This is a genomic window from Mucilaginibacter sp. 14171R-50 (assembly GCF_010093045.1).
Taxonomy (GTDB): domain Bacteria; phylum Bacteroidota; class Bacteroidia; order Sphingobacteriales; family Sphingobacteriaceae; genus Mucilaginibacter.
In genome coordinates this window covers 50,461-72,381 of the sequence record NZ_CP048115.1, presented here as the reverse complement: position 1 = coordinate 72,381, position 21,921 = coordinate 50,461, and the positions used below count along the sequence as shown (strand labels likewise).

At 45.3% G+C, this 21,921-nt stretch carries 17 protein-coding genes; 11 read left to right on the top strand and 6 right to left on the bottom strand.

The window, feature by feature from the left end:
- Positions 1-10 precede the first annotated feature (10 nt).
- The 3 genes from lpxK to GWR56_RS00305 are packed head-to-tail and all read left to right on the top strand — an operon-like array spanning position 11 to position 3,964.
- On the top strand, positions 11-1,066 hold the full coding sequence (gene lpxK, locus GWR56_RS00315) for a tetraacyldisaccharide 4'-kinase (protein WP_162429210.1): 1,056 nt from the start codon (positions 11-13) through the stop codon (positions 1,064-1,066).
- Positions 1,038-1,853: a purine-nucleoside phosphorylase gene (locus GWR56_RS00310; RefSeq protein WP_162429209.1), complete on the top strand. Its 816-nt coding sequence runs from the start codon at positions 1,038-1,040 to the stop codon at positions 1,851-1,853. Before lpxK ends, GWR56_RS00310 begins: the two co-directional genes overlap by 29 nt.
- A complete protein-coding gene (locus GWR56_RS00305) occupies positions 1,853-3,964 on the top strand; it encodes a putative porin (RefSeq protein ID WP_162429208.1) in 2,112 nt (703 codons plus the stop codon). Before GWR56_RS00310 ends, GWR56_RS00305 begins: the two co-directional genes overlap by 1 nt.
- Before the next feature lie 88 nt (positions 3,965-4,052).
- On the opposite strand, the gene GWR56_RS00300 is transcribed toward GWR56_RS00305, so the two are convergent.
- Positions 4,053-5,234, bottom strand: a complete 1,182-nt coding sequence (locus GWR56_RS00300) for an asparagine synthetase B (RefSeq protein WP_162433059.1) — start codon at positions 5,232-5,234, stop codon at positions 4,053-4,055.
- A gap of 301 nt (positions 5,235-5,535) precedes the next feature.
- On the opposite strand from GWR56_RS00300, the gene GWR56_RS00295 reads away from it, so the two are divergent.
- Complete coding sequence (locus GWR56_RS00295; protein ID WP_162429207.1) at positions 5,536-5,973, top strand: peptidylprolyl isomerase; 438 nt, start codon at positions 5,536-5,538, stop codon at positions 5,971-5,973.
- Between the two features lie 80 nt (positions 5,974-6,053).
- On the top strand, positions 6,054-6,554 hold the full coding sequence (locus GWR56_RS00290; protein WP_162429206.1) for a DUF5606 domain-containing protein: 501 nt from the start codon (positions 6,054-6,056) through the stop codon (positions 6,552-6,554).
- A gap of 184 nt (positions 6,555-6,738) precedes the next feature.
- Here GWR56_RS00290 and GWR56_RS00285 read toward each other — a convergent pair whose 3' ends face one another.
- From GWR56_RS00285 to rlmH, 3 genes are all read right to left on the bottom strand, one after another.
- Complete coding sequence (locus GWR56_RS00285) at positions 6,739-7,161, bottom strand: Dabb family protein (protein WP_162429205.1); 423 nt, start codon at positions 7,159-7,161, stop codon at positions 6,739-6,741.
- Positions 7,162-7,194: 33 nt separating this feature from the next.
- Positions 7,195-8,106, bottom strand: coding sequence for a cation diffusion facilitator family transporter (locus GWR56_RS00280; protein ID WP_162429204.1), 912 nt, complete (start codon positions 8,104-8,106; stop codon positions 7,195-7,197).
- Positions 8,107-8,237: 131 nt separating this feature from the next.
- Complete coding sequence (rlmH, locus tag GWR56_RS00275) at positions 8,238-8,711, bottom strand: 23S rRNA (pseudouridine(1915)-N(3))-methyltransferase RlmH (RefSeq protein WP_162429202.1); 474 nt, start codon at positions 8,709-8,711, stop codon at positions 8,238-8,240.
- Positions 8,712-8,799: 88 nt separating this feature from the next.
- On the opposite strand from rlmH, the gene GWR56_RS00270 reads away from it, so the two are divergent.
- From GWR56_RS00270 to eno, 5 genes are all read left to right on the top strand, one after another.
- Positions 8,800-10,605, top strand: coding sequence for a DNA mismatch repair protein MutS (locus GWR56_RS00270; protein WP_162429201.1), 1,806 nt, complete (start codon positions 8,800-8,802; stop codon positions 10,603-10,605).
- A gap of 383 nt (positions 10,606-10,988) precedes the next feature.
- The gene (locus GWR56_RS00265; protein ID WP_162429200.1) at positions 10,989-11,753 is read left to right on the top strand and encodes an ABC transporter ATP-binding protein; all 765 of its coding nucleotides are present in this window, start codon (positions 10,989-10,991) and stop codon (positions 11,751-11,753) included.
- Between the two features lie 74 nt (positions 11,754-11,827).
- Positions 11,828-12,946, top strand: a complete 1,119-nt coding sequence (locus GWR56_RS00260) for an ABC transporter permease (protein WP_162429199.1) — start codon at positions 11,828-11,830, stop codon at positions 12,944-12,946.
- Between the two features lie 168 nt (positions 12,947-13,114).
- Positions 13,115-13,852 (top strand): DUF2490 domain-containing protein, encoded by a 738-nt coding sequence (locus GWR56_RS00255; protein ID WP_162429198.1) that lies wholly within the window; start codon positions 13,115-13,117, stop codon positions 13,850-13,852.
- A 105-nt stretch (positions 13,853-13,957) separates the two neighbouring features.
- Positions 13,958-15,256, top strand: a complete 1,299-nt coding sequence (gene eno, locus GWR56_RS00250) for a phosphopyruvate hydratase (protein WP_162429197.1) — start codon at positions 13,958-13,960, stop codon at positions 15,254-15,256.
- 441 nt (positions 15,257-15,697) lie between these two features.
- Here the strand turns inward: eno and GWR56_RS00245 are convergent, their stop codons facing one another.
- Both GWR56_RS00245 and leuS read right to left on the bottom strand, forming a co-directional pair.
- Positions 15,698-18,277 carry an outer membrane beta-barrel family protein gene (locus tag GWR56_RS00245; protein ID WP_162429196.1) on the bottom strand — a complete coding sequence of 860 codons (2,580 nt, stop codon included), beginning with the start codon at positions 18,275-18,277 and terminating at the stop codon, positions 15,698-15,700.
- A 172-nt stretch (positions 18,278-18,449) separates the two neighbouring features.
- Entirely contained in the window at positions 18,450-21,251 is a 2,802-nt protein-coding gene (gene leuS / locus GWR56_RS00240; RefSeq protein ID WP_162429195.1) for a leucine--tRNA ligase, read from the bottom strand.
- Between the two features lie 269 nt (positions 21,252-21,520).
- Between leuS and GWR56_RS00235 the strand changes: the two genes are divergently transcribed.
- On the top strand, positions 21,521-21,904 hold the full coding sequence (locus GWR56_RS00235; RefSeq protein ID WP_238395280.1) for a DUF1634 domain-containing protein: 384 nt from the start codon (positions 21,521-21,523) through the stop codon (positions 21,902-21,904).
- The last annotated feature ends 17 nt before the right edge of the window (positions 21,905-21,921 follow it).

Below are 21,921 nucleotides of genomic sequence, written 5' to 3'. Positions count from 1 at the left end.
TACATCATCTATGCAATACCTGCGCTGGCTTTTATTCCCTTTTTCGTTGCTTTATGGCCTGGCGGTTATTATCCGTAACTGGTGTTACGATGCGGGGTTGTTTAAATCACGGGAGTTTAAACTGCCGGTAATAGGCGTAGGGAACCTGGAGGTGGGTGGTGCAGGCAAAAGCCCCATGACGGAGTACCTTATCCGCCTGTTAAAAGACGATTACAAATTGGCTACGCTAAGCAGAGGGTACGGACGCAATACCAAAGGTTTTATAACCGCCGATGATGCCGCCACGGCCACGCAAATAGGGGACGAGCCCGCGCAATTCAAACAAAAGTTTCCGGATATTACCGTTGCCGTATGCGAAGACAGGGCCGCAGGGATAGTTAAGCTTCAAAACAGCCGCGATATTATTGTATTGGATGATGCCTTTCAGCACCGGCGGGTTAAGCCGGGCTTAAGCATTTTACTTTTTGATTATAAACATTTGCAGGGGCCAAAAATATTGCTGCCCGCCGGTAACCTGCGCGAACCTTTTAGCGGCAGGTGGCGCGCCGATGTGATGGTGGTAACTAAATGCCCGGAGGGGTTGACCGAAGCGGAAATGACCCGCTGCTATGAAAGTATCGCACCTTTGAACTGGCAGCCCCTGTTTTTTACATCGATTGCCTACCAGCCGTTGCAGGATATGCAGGGTAAGCCGGTAGATACTGTTATTGATGCCGATACAACAGTGTTTTTAATTACCGGTATTGCCAATCCAAAACCGTTGGTACAGCACATCAGGCAATCCGGCGCAAATATCATTCACCACAATTATCACGATCATCACCGGTTTAGCTTAAAAAATATCGCTAAACTTGCCGGCGAATTCTCTGCCTGCAGGGTGCGAAAAAAAGTTATTATCACAACAGAAAAGGATGCTCAGCGTTTAGGGATACACGAGATGTTGCCGGCCGTTAAACAATTGCCAATTTTAGTACTGCCTATAGGGGTTCACTTTTTAAATAACGGGCAGCAGCACTTTGATAAATTAATAAAGGATTATGTTAGAGAGCATATTACACACCACTGAATATATAAAAAATCGCATTGGCGATTTTGAACCCGAAGCAGGTATTATTTTGGGTACCGGCCTTGGCGCCCTGGTGAACGAGATAACGGTCGAAAAACAACTGATGTATTCGAATATTCCCGATTTCCCGATATCAACGCTTGAGTTCCATTCAGGTAAACTGATATTTGGGGTGCTTGGGGGTAAAAAGGTTGTGGCCATGCAGGGCCGTTTGCATTATTACGAGGGCTACACCATGCAGCAGATCACCTTTCCGGTAAGGGTGATGAAAATGCTGGGCATAAAAACGCTTTTCGTATCAAACGCCAGCGGTTCGCTAAACCCGGTGATCAAAAAAGGCGATCTGATGATCATTGAAGATCATATAAACCTGCAGCCTTTTAACCCGCTTACCGGCCGTAATAACGAAGGGCTTGGGCCGCGTTTCCCGGATATGAGTCAACCTTATCGCCACGATCTGGTAGATAAAGGCCTCGCCATTGCAAAAGCAAACAATATTACCTGCCATAAAGGAGTTTATGTTGCGGTTACAGGCCCCAATTTAGAAACACGCGCCGAGTATAAATACCTGCGTATAATAGGCGGCGATATTGTAGGTATGAGCACCGTGCCCGAGGTTATTGTTGCCAACCACATGGGCCTGCCGGTATTTGCCATATCGGTAATTACCGACGAGGGTTTCACCGAGGTACTTACACCGGTATCGCTCGAAGAAATATTGACCGTGGCCCGCGAAGCCGAACCGAAACTGACCGTGATACTAAAAGAATTAATAGCAGGGCTTTAATGGCGAACAGGCTTAAATATTTACTTATTTTATTGATCTGCGCCGCGGCGCACGATGTTTTTGCACAGGTGGGTGGTTCCAACCGTTTCCCCGGTCAAAACCGCAACGACCCGGTTTACTCGCGCGACACATCGCGCAATGCGTTAAGAAGGGGAGAATCACAAAACCTCGACTCGGTGCGTATGCGCGAGGAGAACAGGAAGGATTCCATTGTATTTACTTCTAAATTTATAAAGGTTACCAGCGAACGCCTGCTGATGGATAGCATCCAGCTATTTCCGTTGGATACCGGTTTGGTGAACTTTGAAAATTACAGCCCGCTTAACCAGCCGCGTAACCCTAAAATAAGCCTGGGATACCCCGGCGTATCGCAGCGCGACCTGCTGTTTAACCCGCGCAAAACCATTGGGTTTGACGAAGGCATGCACGCGCTGGATGCCTACATGGTAAACCCGCAGGATATAAATTATTTTAATGCGCGCGCGCCTTACACACTGCTTTCTTTATACAGTTCGCTTGGTGGCTCTAAAGAGCAGCTTTTTAAGACCCTGCATACGCAAAACGTAAAACCCAACTGGAATGTGGGCTTCCTGCTTAACTTTAACGGTTCAAGGGGATATTACAGTACCAATGGCATACTGGCACAAAACGTAAGCGATTTTACTGCGGGGATTTTTACGTGGTACCACAGCGTTAATAAGCGGTATAATCTGTTGGCAAATGTTTTATTTAATAACCTTAAAGCGCCCGAAACGGGATCGATATTAAAGGATACTATATTTAACAGCCGTCAATCGTCGTTTAATAAAACCGGCGAACCCGTACGCCTGCCAAGCAGCTTCACCAACTGGAAAAGCACCGGCATATATATTAAGCAGTTCTATTACATAGGCCATATTGATAGCCTTAACCAGGGTAAAGCGGGCAACAAAAATGTGCTGCCTACCCAGCGGGTGGCTTACACCTTATATTTCAATCAGCGTAAATACAACTATCTGCAAAACGACCTGGACCGGTACGGCGTATTCCCCGATTATTACTTCAGCGCAGGCCGCTCGCGCGATTCGTTGAATGTTATGCACCTGCAAAACGATTTTTCGTACAGTTTTTATTTAAGGGGAAAGTCGCTGAAAATGGTTAAGAATGAATTGAAACTGGATGTAGGGCTAACCCAGGACTTTTATAAAGTGAGCCAGTTTGTTGCCGATACCCTGATTAATGAATTTGGGCGCAAAGAAATAAAGCCATCAAGGGTACAAAACGAGACTTTTCAGAATATTACCTTAAAGGCAAGGCTGGGCTATAAATTTAGCGACAGGATAAATCTTGATGGCAATATAAACCAGATCGTTCAGGGCCGCAACTTTGGCGATCTGCTCTACGACGCCAAACTTACGCTTTCGGGCGGGCCTAAAGCCGGGCGCATTGTTTTGGGCGCTTATTTACAAAGCAGTTCGCCGGGCATGGTTTATACCAACTGGATATCTAACCATTATATTTTTAACAATAATTTCAGCAATCAGAAAACCACCAACCTGTCTTTTAACTATTTAAACGATATGCTACAGGTTGACCTGAAGGCAGAATACTTCCTGATAAACGATTACCTGTACTTTGCCGCGCAGCCCGGCGGTATCGATGCCACACCTAAGCAATATGGTTCAGCTATAAATATGCTCAAATTAAGCGTGGGTAAAAACCTGGAGTGGCGCAGGTTCCATTTTGATAATTATGTGGTTTATCAGAAAACCGATAACGCCAATATTTTGCGCACGCCCGAGGTTTACACTTTCAGCAGCTTGTATTATGGCGCTACGCTGTTTAATGTGTTAAACTCGCAGTTTGGCGTAAGTGTAAGGTATAACACCCCTTACCTCGCGCCTTCATATGCGGTAGGGTTGGGGCAGTTTTATAACGGGCCCGATATTACCTTTACTTCGTACCCCATAGCAACTGTATTCTTTAAGGCTACGCTCGATCGTACCAATCTTTTTATACAATACGACTACGTAAACCAGGGCCTTTTCAGCAACGGTTTTTACACCGTGAACCGTTACCCCCAAATGGATAAGATGCTGAAATTCGGCGTAGCGTGGACGTTCTATAATTAGTACGCCGTTGGCAGTAAAACTGTGTGCAGTTGCCAGTATGCAGCTACCGGTAGACAGCAAACTGCCAACTAAAAACTGCTAACTGAAATCACGTTTTCTGTTTCTTTTTCTTTGCCGCGGGGAACAATACGTTATTCAATATCAGCCGGTAACCGGGCGAGTTGGGGTGCAGTTTCAGGTCAGTTGGCGGGTCGCCTACGGCGTGCTGGTAATCTTCCGGGTCGTGGCCGCCGTAAAAGGTCCACTGGCCTCTGCCAAATTCGCCGTGTATGTAGCGGGCTTCGTTAGCTGTTTTCATTTCGCCCATAATGGTAACCCCGGGCTTTAGCTTATTTTTATTGTATGCGGTGGTTAGGCCCATAAAGCCCTTTATCACTTTATCATGGTCCTGCGTTAGCATGCTGGGTACCACATCCCACTTGGCCGAAAAATCAAACAGCGTAAAAAAATCGCGGGTACGGTCAACCTGCCTAACCGGGGTAACATCGATATTGCTGAACTGATGGGATAGCGGGTTTTGATCGAGTGTGAAATTCTGAAAGGCGAAGGTTTGCGTAAAATCGAGCTTAGCCTGTGCATCGGGGTCGGCGGGGTCGCCGTCAAACATGCTTTCAACAATATCCGTGTTCGAAGCGGCCAGGGCAATATCAAACGTATCGGTACCGCTGCACATGGCAAACAGGAAGCCCCCGCCGGCGCAAAAATCACGTATGTGCTGCACCACGGCAAGCTTCATTTGCGAAACCTTTTTAAAACCCAGTTTTGTGGCCATAGCCTGCTGGCTTTTTACATCATCGTTATACCACTGCGCGTAACGGTACACGCCATAAAACTTGCTGAACTGGCCCGTAAAATCTTCGTGGTGCATGTGCAGCCAGTCGTACTTTGGCAGGTCGCCGCGTATCACTTCCTCATCGTAGATCACATCATAAGGTATCTCAGCATATTTTAACACCAGGGTAACGGCATCATCCCATGGCAGCTTGTTTTTAGGCGAGTAGACAGCCATTTTGGGCGCTTTTTCCAGCTTTACCATATCCATATTTACAGATGGGTCGCTCACTTCGGTCAGTATTTCGTTAGCCTTTGCATCGGGGAGCACTTCGTAACTTACCCCGCGTATCTTGCATTCTTGTTCCAGCTTCTGGTCGTACTTCATCATAAAGCTGCCGCCGCGGTAGTTAAGCAGCCAGTCAACCGTTTCGCCGTTCTTCAAGGTCCAAAAAGCGATGCCGTAACTTTTCAGGTGGTCCTTTTGCTCATCATCCATCGGGATAAGGATGGAGGCAGCCCTTGTCAATTGAGTTAAAAGCAGAAAGGCTAAAAGCAGAAAGATTTTTCTTTTAGGTAAAAGGCGAAAGGAAAAAGGCAAAAGGAGCTTTTTTAAAATTTTCATGGCCGTTACCAAATGTAACGATTAATTGGAAATGGTATTGTTGAAAGATAATATCGAACATCGAATGGTGAATTTCGGTTAATGAAGTAACAGGTGATCGTAAACCTTTAATCCTTTCGCCTTTTACCTTTCCCCTTAATTCCCTACCTTTGCCACCTGTTTAAAATTTAAAACGATGAGCAAAGCAATAATTAAAACCGAAAAAGGCGACATGACCGTTCAATTTTTTGACAAGGATGCGCCAAACACCGTAGCTAACTTTTTAGGGCTGGCTAAATCAGGTTTTTATGATAACGTAACTTTTCACCGTGTTATCCCCAATTTTGTGGTACAGGGCGGCGACCCAACCGGCACAGGTGCAGGTGGCAGCGGCAAACGTATTGACTGCGAACTTACAGGCGATAACCAATACCACGACCGCGGCGTGCTATCAATGGCGCATGCAGGCCGTAACACCGGCAGCTCGCAGTTTTTTATATGCCACAGCCGCGATAACACCGCGCATTTAGACCGCAACCATACCGTATTTGGTAAAGTTATTGAAAATGTTGACGTGGTTGACGACATACGCCAGGGCGATAAAATTTTAGGAATAGAAGTAATTGAAGAATAGATAATAGTGAATGGTTGATTGGTGAGTAGTGATTAGTAAAACTACTCACCGATCAACTTAATCAACCAATAAGCTAACACATGAATTTACAGGGAATTGTTGCGGTATCGGGTAAACCGGGTTTATGGAGGGCGCTGGCCCAAAACAAAACGGGTTACGTTTTAGAAAGCCTTGACGACAAAAAAACAAAGCTGGTGGCTAATATTTCTACCGCGAAACTGGCTGCATTGAACGAGATAACCGTTTTTGGTTTAGAGGATGATATAAAGCTGACCGACATTTTTGAACGCATGAAAACGGCAGCAAGCGTGCCGTCTGTTAAGGACGACGGCAAAAAACTTCGCGGTTTTTTTTACGAAGTGGCGGCCGACCATGACGAGGAAAAAGTTTACTCATCAGATATTAAAAAGATCATCAGCTGGTTTTTGATATTAAAAGAATTCCCGCTGTTTAACGAGGAGCCTGCCACTGCGCCGGTTGCCGAAGAAGCAGCGCCTGCCGCCGAACCTGTAACAGAAGAAGCACCGGCCGCCGAAGCCCCAAAAGCTAAGGCTAAAAAGGCGCCTGCAAAAAAAGCATAAGCAGTTATTGCTGATAATATTAAAAGCCCCGTCAGGTAACTGTCGGGGCTTTAATATTACTATAAAACTATACCATTGCGAGGTACGAAGCAACCTCTTTAGGACAATTATACGCCTTGCATGGAGGAGTGGCTTAAAGAGATTGCCACGCTATCGCTCGCAATGACATGGGGTTTAGTTCTGGCTACGCGTCTACCGCATCATATACAATCACCTTTTCCCAAAGGTAGCTGTGGTCTTTAATAAACTGCTGATGGATAGGGTGACTTTGGTAGGCGGCCTGGTCCTCAAGACTGGCGAAGAACATCACTTCGGATACGCCCCAGCTGTTATCAACCACGTCGCGTTTCTCGGTGCTGGCCACTACGCCTACGTGCAGTTCTTTTATCAGGTTTATCTTACCAAGAGACTTTACACCGGCAACCAGTTTATCGCGGTCTTCTTTAGAATTTGGGTTTTTTAACCAGAAAAGCGCGTGATGTACAATTGGGTATTTGTTTGTCATGATAGTGGATTTTATTATTGAGGGCATAGCCGATGCTGCCACGGTGCTTGCGGTAATAGTAGCTGCAGTTGCTATAAATTTACGTCGGTTGGTAGTGTTCATTGGTAGTAATTTGAGGCTCAAATTAAGAAATACTTAACAATCCGGCTGCCCGCATTTTTCGTTGCTAAACTCCGGTTCAAAAGTACTGTGACTTATTGACAGGTGCTCCAGCCGGTGACGCAGGTCGTGTTTAATTTCGTCGAAGATACCCATATCCTCGGGGCTTACCACCAGGTGAGCGGTAAGCGCATTTTCGGTAGTGCTTAGCGCCCAAACATGCATGTGGTGAATGTCTACCACCCCTTTAGTTTTCATCAGCTCGGCCTTTATTTTTTTTAGGTCCATCTCTTTTGGTACGCCGTCCATCTCCAGGCGCAGGCTGTCTTTTAGCAGGTTCCAGGTGCCGGTTAATATCACAATGCCGATAACGATGCTCACCGCGCTATCAATCCATTCCAGTTTTGTAAAATAAATGACGATGCCCGATATCACTACCCCCAATGATACTATAGCATCTACCGCCATGTGCATATAAGCACCTTTAATGTTCAGGTCGGCATCCTTATCTTTTACAAACAGCCAGGCAGTAAAACCATTAATGGCTATCCCCACAAAAGCCACCCAGGCAACGGTACCGCCGGCTATGGGCTCGGGATGTATAAAGCGCATCACAGCCTCGTAAACTATAAAGCCAACGGCTACCAAAAGTATCACCGCGTTAAAAAACGACACGATGATGGTCGACCGCTTATATCCGTAGGTATAAACCTTATTTGATTTTGCTTTTGCCAGTTTAAAGGCCAGTAAGGCCAGCGCCAGCGATGCCACATCGCTGAGGTTATGACCCGCATCGGTGAGCAGCGATAATGAACCGCTGATAAAGCCATAGATCACCTCGACAACAACAAAAGCCGAATTAAGCGCAATGCCCCAGATAAAAGCACTGTTCAGGTGATCGATCTTCGGTGCGTGGTCGTGGTGATGGTGGTGGGAGTGGTCGTGCATGAGGATAATAAATGTGCAAATATGCAGATATGCAAATGTGCAAATAAATGTCTGTAGATGAATTTACAGAATTTAAGAATTTACAGATACTTACATCTGCACATCTGTAATCTGCACATCTGCATATCCATTTACTGATGATGATATGGTTCGCCTTTGATGATGCTGTACGCACGGTATAGCTGCTCTACAAAAAACAGGCGTACCATTTGGTGCGAAAAGGTCATGCGGCTTAGGGACAGCTTATCGTTGGCGCGCTGGTAAACAGATTGATCGAAGCCATAGGGGCCGCCTACAATAAAAACCAGGTTTGCTGATGACGATACCGAGCGCTTGCTGATATAGTTGGCAAACTGTACCGAAGTAAATTCCATGCCGTTCTCGTCGAGCAGGATCACATGGTCCTGCGGATTAATCTTTTTGAGGATAAGTTCCGCCTCTTTGGTCTTTTGCTGATCTTCGGTAAGAGCTTTGGTGTTTTTAAGCTCGGGTATCTCCGCCATCTCCAGGCGCGTGTAATGCTTAAGGCGCTTTACATACTTTTCAATACCATCTTTTAAATAGGCGTCTTCGGTTTTGCCAACGGTTATAAAAGTAATTTTCATTAACAGAGTTGTAACTTATAAAGTATAAATGTGCTCTTATTGTTGTAACATTGAAGGCAAAATTACCTATTATAAGCTGCAAAGCTACATGGAACAGGATATTATAAACAACTATACGCAAGCGGCCGCGCTGGCAAAGCAGCAAGCCGATAAATATAAAACGCAAGCCAACACCTATTCGCTGTTAAGGCTGGCCATTTTCGGGCTGATGATATTTTCGGTGTACTTAACGATCGCCAACGACGATTTTACCATTATGGCCGTCGCAATTGTGATATTGCTCGCTGCTTTTGCCTGGCTGGTTGCCCGCCAAAGCGAATACGAGCGCCGGCGCGATTACTACCTCGATCTGGAAAGCATAAACCTGAACGAGATAAACAGTTTGCAAGGCAACATTAACCTTTATAATAATGGCCAGCGGTACTATAACGAAAAACACTTCTACAGTTCTGATCTGGATATTTTTGGTGATGCATCGTTGTATAACCTGATCAACCGTTCGTCTACTGCTACCGGTAACGACAAATTAGCTTCGTGGTTAAATGCCCCCGCCGATAAACCAACCATACTAGCCAGGCAGCAAGCAGTGAAAGAAATAGCCGCCAAACACAATTGGAAAAAAGAGTTGCAAGCGCTGCTGCTGTTCAGTAATGATGGCGACATAAGCCGCTTGAATAAATTATTCAGTTATTTACGGCTGCCATTGAACCTGCCGGGCGAAAAGGGACTTGGAAAATATGCGTTGCTCGCGCCGTATATATTAGTCGCAGCTATTGTTGCAGCATACTTTTACGCACCGGCGAAAATACTTGCCATTGCAATAGGGCTTGCCAATTTGGGCATTGTAGCGTCAAAAGCGTCGTATATTAAAAAGGCCGACATGATAGCCGATAAAATTGGCACCATGCTGGGTAAATACGCCGGCGTGTTCAGTAAGATACAGAGTGAGGAGTGGACCGCTGCTTATTCCAATAATCTCGTTCAGAAGCTAAAGAACGATAAAACATCCCAAAAGATACAGGAGCTATCCGAACTTATCAACAAGCTCAATTATCACCTGAATATTATTGTAGGGGTTATCCTTAATTTATTTTTCCTGTGGGATATCAGGCAGATCATAGCCATTGAAAACTGGAAACGCAATAACCACGAAAATCTGGAGACTGCCTTTGATGTAATAGCCGAGTTTGAGGCGCTTATAAGTATAGCTGTAACTGCCATTAATTACCCGGATTGGGTTTGCCCGGCAATTGCAGATACTGAAGGTTACACCCTTACAGCTAAAAATATTGCCCATCCGCTTATCCGCGAAAACAGGGTTGATAACGATTATGAATTGAGCGATGCTTATAGCATCGATATTATCACCGGCAGTAATATGGCCGGCAAGAGTACTTTTTTGCGAACGGTAGGCATCAATACGGTAATGGCCCTGGCAGGGGCAAACGTATGTGCCAGGGCAATGGAAGTTTCGGTTATCACGATAGTAAGCTATATGCGCATAAAGGATTCGCTCAATGAAAGTACATCAACCTTTAAAGCCGAACTGGACCGCCTGCAGATGCTGATGGGTGCTGTTGAGCATGAGCACCGCGTTTTCTTTTTGATTGACGAGATGCTGCGCGGCACCAACTCTATGGATAAATACCTGGGCAGCAAGGCGGTCATCGAGCAGTTGATTAGAAAAAAAGGGGTGGGTATGGTTGCTACGCACGATTTGCAGATAGCCCGGCTTGAAGATAAGTACCCCAATTACGTACGTAATTATTACTTTGATATAAAGGTGCAAAACGGCGAAATGCTGTTTGACTATAAGCTAAAGCATGGCGAGTGCAAAACGTTTAATGCATCGCTGCTGCTAAAACAGATAGGTATTGATGTGGTTGGAGAATAGTTTTTAAAGGTCAACCTTTAAAATACCTGCGCTTATTCTTTATAAGAATACGTTTACCGACAATTTGGATATGTTCACCTAAAAACCCTGTCAAAAAGTTTGGTTTTGATACACATTTGTAGTGTAAAAACACTAAACATCATGACAACTTTATTAACACTACCTGTACTTACGGCAATAGTTGCCCTGCTTGCAAAAGCTGTTGTTTTAATTAGTTTGTTAGGCCATTTGATATTTTAATATCGAACCGGCCGCAGCCAGGCACGCCCCTAACCCCCCACCGGAAAGAGCATTTAAAACTCCCCTGCCAGGCGAGAGTTAGCGGGGCCGGAATGGCTCACTCCGGGCTTGTATATCACACTAATACATCTGATATTTACATCATGGCAAACCAACCTATTATTACAGTAAAAAACCTGGTTAAAAATTATGGCGATTTTCAAGCTGTAAAAGACATTAGCTTTGAAGTTTACGAAGGGGAGATATTTGGGCTGCTAGGCCCAAATGGCGCAGGCAAAACCACCACGCTGGAAATTATCGAGACCCTGCGCGAAAAGACGTCAGGCGAGATAATGGTTGACGGGTTCAATATCGGGACGGATGCTGATAGTATTAAAAAACGTATAGGCGTACAATTGCAGGCCGCGGGGTATTATCCAAACTTAAATCTTTCAGAACTTATCGTATTATTCAGCGGGCTATATGGGGTAAATAAAACGCCCGCAGAGATGCTGGAGAAGGTTGCCCTTACTGATAAAGCGAAAGCCAAATACAAAGATCTTTCCGGCGGGCAAAAGCAGCGGTTTTCTATCGCTACTACATTAATAAATAACCCGCGCATTATTTTTTTAGATGAGCCTACAACGGGCCTTGACCCGCAGGCCCGCCGTAACCTTTGGGACCTGATCCGCGAGATACGTGATGCAGGCACTACTGTTGTTATTACCACTCATTATATGGACGAAGCCGAAGTACTTTGCGACCGTGTAGCCTTTGTTGACGGCGGCCATATCATTGGCATAGATACGCCTGACCATTTTATTGACCAACTGGTAGCCAGCGGCTTTGAGCGCGAAAAACAAACCAAAGGCGCCAACCTGGAGGATGTATTTATAAGCCTGACAGGCAAGGAATGGCGGGAAAGTTAGGAAGAAGTTTGCAGTTGTTAGTTAGCAGTTTGCAGGCGCATTAAATACCAATAAACAAATGAATTATTGAACCAATGAACCAAAAATACAGCAACACCCGCGCTACACTGGCCATTGCCAGGGCCAGTTTTCGTTCTATTTTACGCAGCCCCTCGGCAGTGGTATTTAGTTTAGCCTTCCCGCTGATATTTATAGTGGTGTTTGCCAATATTGGCGGCGGCGGCATGACGATAGATGTAGGTGTAAGTAAGGGCTGCGATACCCTTAACCCTGTTTATAAAGCCTTGCAAAAAATTAACATGGTGCATTTAATAAAAAACCAAAGCACCGATCAGATGAACGCCAACCTGGCAAAGGGCAGTCTGGATGCCATTATTCATCTTACACCATTCAATCCGCCCAAAAGCATCAATATGAACGTGCAATACAGCCATGCGTCGGGCGATAAGAGCGCTGTATTACGGTCTATGCTTCAAAACATCTTTTACAACATACAGTCGCAACAATTAAGCCGGATCCAGTCGTATTCGGGTATAAAGATACCTCCTGCGGTCGAGCTTAAAGAAACCATTGTAACCGGCCGCGAATATAAATACATCGACTTTATATTGCCCGGTCAGTTAGGTTTTTCGTTGTTAAGCAGCGGTGTGTTCGGTACGGCTTTCGTATTCATAAGCCTGAGGCTAACACTGGTTATTAAACGTTTTTTTGCTACCCCGGTAAAAAGATACAGTATAGTTTTGGGCGAGGCCCTGGCGCGTATCGTGTTCTCGTTGTTGGGTGCGCTATTCATCATCATGATAGGGCATTACGTTTTTGGCTTCACACTTATTCACGGCATTGCAACGGTAGCCAATATGCTGTTACTGTGCACAATAGGGCTCATCATTTTCATGGGTTTCGGGTTCACCATATCCGGCATAGCCAAAAACGAAAGTACAGTGCCGCCGCTATCCAATATCGTTACCCTGCCGCAATTTTTGCTGTCGGGCACGTTCTTTTCAATAACTGCCTTTCCAACATGGCTGCAGCATATAAGCAAAGTATTGCCGCTAACACATTTAAATGATGCAATGCGTAAGGTCGCCTTTGAAGGGGCGGGCCTGGGCGATGTAACGCACCAGTTGTTTATCCTGCTGTTATGGGGCATTGGCATTTACGCCGTAGCCGTAAAAACCTTTAAATGGGAATAAGGGAAGAGCAGGAAACGAAATATGTAGAGACGCGATACCTCGCGTCTTTTGTTAACACTAATTTAACATTAACTATAATCCTTAACATTTTAATAATATTAACACTTGTGTACTTAACACGCAGGTAACAATCAGGAAATACATTTGCATTAAAATAATATTAATCAAATGTTAAAGAATATCACACGCTTAATATTGCCGCTTATTATCTTAACGGTATGTTCATTAAAAGTTAACGCACAGGATTCAAAAACAGGTACCTGGGGAATTGTAACTATTGTTATGCCCGGCGATAGCGTACACCGCTGGGGGGGCTATACCGAGTTTCAGGGGCGTACCAACGGCGCAGGCTTTAGCCAGTTTCAATATTACGAAGCCAAAGCAGGCGTAAGCTACGATATCGATAAAAATTTTATCGCCCTGTTGGGTACAGGTACCTACCATACCTACGATTATTTTGACCTGGGTAAAGGTCCGCTAACCAACGAGTTTAGGGTTTGGGAGCAAATGACCATTAACCAGTTTTTAACGCCTTTAAAATTTGAGCACCGCTACCGGGTGGAGCAGCGCTGGGTAAACGGCGATTACCGCAACCGTTTCCGCTACAGGCTAAACATGTTTGTACCACTTAACAATAAAAAAATAGTGGCTAAAACTTGGTTTTTATCAGTTTTTGATGAAATCTTCTTCACTAACGAAGTGCCCAACTTTGAACGTAACCGAGTATCGGCAGCATTGGGCTACCAGTTTGATAAAAAATGGATACTGCAGGCCGGCTGGATAAACCAGCGTAATTACACGCCGGTAACAAGCAGCGCCAAAAATAATATGATGTTTACGCTGATGTATCGTATAAACCGTAAAAACACTGCCGACCACGAGCGTTTACCGACCACAAACGATTAATAATGATTACAAATGCAAAATTTGCGTTGGTATTTCCTGTTTTTGCGCTTAACTTAGCCGACCAAATTAGTATAGTATTACATTCAAAAAAATTCGACAATAACTATGAGCTTGATAATTGATGTCCATGCGCGCCAGATACTTGATTCCCGTGGCAATCCTACCATCGAGGTAGACGTAATTACAGAAAATGGTGTGCTTGGCCGAGCTGCAGTGCCATCTGGCGCTTCAACCGGTGTGCATGAAGCTGTTGAGCTTCGCGATAACGACAAAGCGGTTTACATGGGCAAAGGTGTTTTAAAAGCCGTTGACAACGTAAACGAAAAAATTGCAGCTGAATTAAAGGGTGTTGATGTATTTGAGCAAAATGCTATTGACGCTATTATGATAGCCCTTGATGGGTCAGAAAATAAAGGTAACCTTGGCGCCAACGCCATACTTGGTGTTTCGTTAGCGGTTGCCAAGGCTGCTGCTCAGGAAAGCCGCCAGCCCTTATACCGCTACATTGGCGGCGTAAATGCAAATACCCTTCCTATCCCGATGATGAACATTGTTAACGGTGGTTCGCACTCTGACGCGCCTATCGCGTTCCAGGAGTTCATGATCATGCCGGTTGGCGCTTCATCTTTCTCTGAAGCACTGCGCTGGGGTACCGAAGTATTTCATAACCTGAAGAAAATTTTACACGACAGGGGTCTTTCAACAGCGGTTGGCGACGAGGGTGGTTTTGCGCCAACCTTTGAAGGCACTGAAGATGGTGTTGAAACTATTTTAAAAGCGATAGAAAAAGCAGGTTACAAACCGGGTGTAGACATTTGCCTGGCGTTTGACTGTGCCGCTTCTGAGTTTTACAAAGACGGTAAATACGACTATACAAAATTTGAAGGTGATAAAGGCGCTATCCGCAGCAGCGCGGAACAGGCCGAATACCTTGCCCAACTCACCGAAAAATATCCGATCATCTCTATTGAAGATGGTATGGCCGAAGATGATTGGGATGGCTGGAAATTACTGACCGAGCGTATTGGCAGCAAAGTACAGTTAGTAGGTGATGATCTGTTTGTAACCAATGTAAAACGTTTACAACAAGGTATCTCTACGGATACCGCAAACTCTATCCTGGTAAAAGTTAACCAGATCGGGTCGTTAACCGAAACCATAAACGCAGTTACCTTAGCGCAAACTAACGGTTACACATCGGTAATGAGCCACCGCAGCGGCGAAACCGAAGATGTTACCATTGCCGACCTTGCGGTTGCCCTAAACTGCGGCCAGATCAAAACCGGCTCGGCATCACGTTCAGACAGGATCGCCAAATACAACCAATTGCTGCGTATTGAAGAAGAACTGGGCGAAGCCGCGCGTTTTATTGGTAAAGACTTTAAGTACTACAATAAAAAGTAATACCCCCGCACTACCTGAAAGGGAGTTGAATAGGAATCAAGCCGGTCAGATCAATCTGACCGGCTTTTTTATTGCCTCATGTTCTTGTTGTGCTGAACATAGTGATGCAACTATCAACCGCTGTGCATAGCGATAATAGATTCTTCACTGCAAAAAGCACAATGCCATGGTGAACGTATCGAACCATCGGCCGACTGTACGCCGCCGCACAGCCTTCCACATGCTTTTGCCCTTGTTGGTGTTGTCACCAACAAGACGCCATGCTTGCTGATCACTGCCTTAAGGTCGTTGGTATAACATCAATAACGGCGAAATGAGGGGCATAAGTTTTTGCCCCCTGGTTAACAACACCAATAACGGCGATGACAAGTTAAGTCAAACAAAGAAAGCCCCTTCATTTTGAAGGGGCTTTCTATTAATTTATGTATTGAATTACGGGTTTTATTTGCCGCCTGCCGGTGCGCCACCGCCAACACCGCCGCCAGCTCCCTGGTCGCCGCCGCCTATCTGGTCGTCGTTGTTAACACCTTTCTTTTTCTTTTGCTGCGGGTTGCTAAAGTTTAACTTACCAAAGCTGTAGCTAAACGTTATACCAAATGATTGGAAAGGAAACTGCGTACGGCTGATCTGGGTGAAACCAGGGCTTGATATATTTTGGTTGAACGCTTTGTTAACCGCAAATGGCTGCACAGTGTTAAAGCCAAGCGAAGCTTTCTTGTTCATGAATTGTTTTTTAACACCGAAAGCATAAATACCGAACGACGGGCTGCTACCCTGTATGGTACGTCGCGGCGAGTTAACAAAACCAAAAGCCTCAAATATAAAGTCTTTAGGGAAAGTGTATTGCGCGCTGCCAAACATAGTGTACTGAACGCGGGTTTTTAGAGCGTCCTGATTTACCGATCCGGCGTACTGATCGTAAACCGTAGGGTTATAGGTAAACACATTTATGCTGCTGCGAAGTGTTAAAGGTTTGATTGGGTTTATCGAACCAAAGAAACTTGCTCCTAACGAATTATTTAGCGCTACGTTGTTTTGTACAGTACGTGTACCTACCACATGTTTGCCATCAACTATCTCGTCAATAGGCACGGCTATACCTTCAATCAGGTCATTCGTTCTTTTATAATAAACCGAAAAGTTTAATACCGAGCTTTTGATAAAGGTGTTATAATTCAATTCAACAGTTTGCGATACTTCCGGCGCCAGGTTAGGGTTACCTACCGATTGTGCCTGTGAACTGGCCCTGTTTATGAAAGGGTTCAGTACAAAAAGGCTTGGCCTTTGTATACGCTTGCTGTATGATAATTTGAAAGTATTTGTACCAAAAACTTTTTGTAGCGTTAAGCTTGGCACATAAGTGTTGTAGCTTGCCGTAAACGGATTTAACTCCTGTTGGTTATCGTTGCTTGCATACGGTGTTTTTGGGTCACCTTTTATCTGTGTGTTTTCGTACCTGAAACCGGCCAATACCGAAAAGTTTTTGGGTAAGGTGATGGTAAACACGCTATAACCTGCGTATACGTTTTGGTTGTAGTTGTATAAGTTAGAGTTCTCCACATCCAACACCGGGTTGTTACCATCGGCATCTACCGAAAATATATCGTAAATACTGCTTATGCGCCTTTGTATGGTTTTACCGCCAGCCTCAAGTTTTAACGTTTTGGTTAAAGGGTTGCTGTAATCTGCCTGGGCAGTGTACTCGTTGTTTTTACCATCGTTGCTACCCATTTGGTTTGGCTGCGGAATTGCAGGTGTGGTTTGCTGCGATGTATATAAGGTAGAGTAATCTGTTTTGATGATACTATGGCTCCATTGGCCCGATACAGTTAACTCGTGCCCTTCTTTCTTAAACTTATGCGTATAATCAAGGTTCCAGTCAAACCCGCTGAATTTGTTATGATTTAATGTTTTACCTATATAATCAATACTGTTTGCAGGGGTGGCAAAGTCTTCAATGCTGTAATTACCCCCGCCATTGGTGTTAAAGCCACCATCGTTTACGGCAATAGTGCTGTTAATGCTGTTAAATCCGTTAAACTCGTAGCCGGCCGTAAAAGTACCCCTTGCGCCATGGCGCTTGGTTTCGCTGCTGGTGTTATTAAGGTTACGGCGGTTTAAAGCGCCGGTGTTAATGGTTTGGTCAAAAATCGTGGTCATGGTTTGCGGCCAGGTAAGGTTACCACCTAAGTTTGCCGAAAAGTTAAAACGGTTTTTGCTGTAGTTTAGGTTGATGTTACCGTTGTTTTGGCGGGTACCAACACCACCGCTAACAGAACCGCTTATGCCCGATGCGTTTTTAGATTTGGTAATGATATTGATGATACCTGCAGAACCTTCGGCATCGTATTTTGCTGACGGGGAAGTTACCACTTCAATGCTTTTGATCTGGTCGGCAGGGATGGTTTTTAACACATCGCTTAAGCTTGCAGATGTAGCGCCGGAAGGCTTGCCATTTATAAGTACCCTAACGTTACCATCGCCACGTATAGCTACGTTACCGTTCATATCAACCGATACCAGCGGAACTTTTTGCAATACGTCTGTTGCGTTACCACCTGCGGCGGTAAGGTCCTTTTCGGCGTTATAAACTATCTTATCTATTTTGTTTTCGATAAGTGCCGCCTGGCCCACAATGGCAACTTCTTTTAACGCTTTAGCGCTTGGTGCGATCACCAGGTCGCCCATATCGTTATCGGGCTTTGAAGCAGTGGTTTCAACCGGATCGAAGGTTTTTGAGGGGTAGCCAATGAACGAGATGGTTACCTTGTATTTTCCGGCCTTCACGTTATTGATCTGGAAGTGGCCCTTTTCGTCAGTAAGAACACCGTTTATAGGTGCTTTTGCACCGCTTTTAAACAAGCTGATGGTAGCATAGTCAACTGGCTTTTTGGTAAGCGAGTCGATAACCGTACCCGATATTTTACCGACTACGGATGAGCCCCCTCCGCCAACCCCAAACTGGGCTTTGGCCGATACGGTGGCGCAAATAACTATTATAAGTAAAAGTACACGTTTCATGTTTTTGTTGATTTTTGTAATTGGAGGCGAAATTGCCTAAAATGTTACAGGCATAAATCTGATTTATGTAAATAATATACAACTGTAATGTACATGTTACACTAAGCTTCAATAAAATACCCCTGCATGTTGCTGTTTACAACATACAGGGGTACATGGAACTATATATTATTTATATAACAATATTTACGATACGGCCTTTCACTACTATTAACTTTTTAGGAGTTTTGCCGTCAAGGTATTTTTGTACATCAGGGTTTGCTAAAATGGCGGTTTCAATATCGGTTGTTTCCATTGTTAATGATAAGCTAACATTGGTTTTCATTTTACCGTTGATAGAAACCGGGTAGCTAAACTCGTCCTCAACCAAATAATCCGGGTTGAATTTTGGATAGGCGGCAGTTGATATACTGCCCGCGGGGTTACCCAGCAATACCCAAAGTTCCTCGCAAATATGCGGGGCGTAAGGGGCGAGTACAACTACCAGATCCTGCAGGATAGCGCGCTTGTTGCATTTAAGGTCGGTAAGCTCGTTAACGGCTATCATAAAGCTGGATACCGACGTGTTGAACGAGAAACGCTCGATATCTTCCTCAACCTTTTTAATGATCTTGTGCAGCGATTTCAGCTCGGCCTTAGTTGGGGCTTCGTTGCTAACATTAAAGTTCCATTCCGCATCGTGGAACAACCGCCAGAACTTACGCAGGAACTTAAACACGCCCTCGATACCATTAGTATTCCATGGCTTGCTTTGCTCAAGCGGGCCCAGGAACATCTCGTACATACGCAAAGTATCCGCGCCATAACGGGCTATCAGGTCATCGGGGTTAACCACGTTGAATTTGGATTTCGACATTTTCTCCACTTCAACACCGCAGATATATTTGCCGTTCTCCAATATAAATTCAGCCTCGGCAAAATCATCCCTCCAGGCTTTAAACTTATTCAGGTTCAGCACATCATTCTCTACAATGTTGACATCAACATGCAAGGGCGATGTTTTGTAACCCTTGATCAACCCGTGCGAGACAAAGGTGTTGGTACCCCTGCCTTCGTCATCTATCAACCGGTACACAAAATTACTGCGCCCCTGTATCATCCCCTGGTTGATGAGCTTTTTGAAAGGCTCTTCTTCAACTACTTTGCCAATATCCTTCAAAAACTTGTTCCAGAAACGGCTGTACAACAGGTGACCGGTAGCATGTTCGCTGCCGCCAATGTACAGGTCAACATCTTTCCAGTATTCAATCGCTTCGCGCGATGCAAACTCTTTATCATTATGGGCATCCATGTAGCGGTACCAGTACCAGCTGCTGCCGGCCCAGCCCGGCATGGTGCTCAGTTCATATTCCCCTTCAGGATGTTTCCAATCCGTAGCACGGCCTAATGGCGGCTCGCCGCTCTCGGTTGGCAGGTATTTATCAATTTCGGGCAATAATAAAGGCAGATGCCGCTCATCAATTAAATAAGGCAAATCACCTTTAAAATACACAGGTACCGGTTCGCCCCAGTAGCGTTGGCGGCCAAATATAGCGTCGCGCATCCTGAAGTTTACCTTGGCTTTGCCGGCTCCTAATTCTTCCAGTTTGGCAATAACAGCTGCGGTGCCTTCTTTATAACCCAGGCCGTTCATAAAGTCGGAGTTGATATATTTACCTTCCTTGGTTGGGTCGGCCTCATCATCAATTTTTTGAATGTCGATGATCGGGACTATCGGCAAATTAAAATGCTTGGCGAATAAATAATCCCGCTGATCGCCGCTGGGTACAGCCATAACCGCGCCGGTGCCGTAACCGGCTAAAACGTAATCGGCAATCCAAACGGGTATTTTATCGCCATTGAGCGGGTTGGTTACATAACTGCCCGTAAACGCGCCCGATACGGTCTTGGTATCGGCCATACGGTCAAGCTCGCTTTTATTTTTGGTTTGGGCAATGTAGGCATCAATATCGCCCTTTTGCCCGGGCGTGGTCAACTCGGCAACCAGCTCATGCTCGGGCGCTATCACCAAAAAGCTTACCCCGAAAATGGTATCTACACGGGTAGTGAAGACTTCTATGTAGTTTGTAGTGAGTGTTGAGTGTTGAGTGGTTTTATCGAACGGGAACTTAACACTGGCTCCAACACTTTTGCCTATCCAGTTGCGCTGCATTTCTTTTAGCGGTTCGGGCCAGTCAATGGTATCCAAACCTTCCAGCAGGCGCTGGGCATAAGCGGTAATGCGCATGCTCCACTGCATCATTTTCTTTTGTTCAACAGGGTATCCGCCGCGCTCGCTAAAGCCGTCTTTCACCTCGTCGTTCGCTAATACGGTCCCCAATGCCGGGCACCAGTTTACCGTGCTTTCGCGCAGGTAAGTAAGGCGGTACTTTAACAGCTCGGCTTGTTGCTGCTGCTCGCTCATCGCTTTCCACTCTTCGGCGGTAAAGCTCAAGATCTCTTCATCGCACACGGCGCTTATGCCGGCGGAGCCATTAGCTTCAAAATGCGCTACCAGTTTGGCAATGCTTTCGGCTTTATCGGTATCTTTATCGTAATAGCTGTTAAACAGCTGCATAAATATCCACTGCGTCCACTTATAATAATCCGGCGAACTGGTGCGCACCTCGCGTTCCCAGTCGAACGAAAAGCCTATCTGGTCAAGCTGGCGGCGGTAAGTGGCAATATTGGCCTCGGTAGTAATTGAGGGGTGCTGGCCGGTTTGTATGGCATATTGCTCGGCTGGCAGGCCAAAGCTATCGTAACCCATAGGGTGCAATACGTTAAAGCCTTTGAGCCGTTTGTAACGGGCAAAGATATCAGATGCTATGTAGCCCAGCGGGTGGCCAACATGCAGCCCCGCACCCGATGGGTAGGGGAACATATCCAGCACATAATACTTGGGTTTACTGGTTTTATTTTCGGCCCTGAAGGTTTTATTTTCGGCCCAAAATTGCTGCCATTTCTGCTCTATATCTTTAAATTGATAGTCCATTTGCTTAATTACCGTATAAGGTTGCGAAAATAGTAAAAACTGCTCTAACATCAGCTATAAGCCCCCTCTAAATCTCCCCCAATAGGGGCGACTTTACTCATCTGCAGGGAAGGTTTTTTGACCCCATCTCCCATCGAGAGGGCCGGAGAGAGGCTCGGTTTTCAACAAAGTCTATATAATATATAGGTTAACATTAAAGTTGGCAGCCCACTATTTAACACTTATTTTAGACCCTGGTATCGGGCGATACAACGATACCTACCGGCTTAATGATGCAGAAGTTTAAAGATAAAGATATGCAGGTGATAATAGGATGGGTGCTGCGTGCCGGTGTATTCATATCTATGATCGTGGTTTTTATCGGTGGCGTTATCTATTTGTACCGCCATGGGCACTCTGTACCAAACTACCACGACTTTAAGGGCGTTCCGGCGTTTGTTCAAAGCGCGTCAGGGGTCATACATGGTGTATTTGCGTTGCGCGGCCGGGCCATTATACAAATGGGTATAATTTTACTGATAGCAACGCCTATTATCAGGGTAGCGTTCAGTGCTGTGGGCTTTATTATCGAGAAAGACCGCCTATACACCGCAATTACCTTTGTAGTACTGCTTATCATCCTTATCAGCGCTTTTAGCGGGTACGCAGGCTGATCTTAAAAACCATTTTG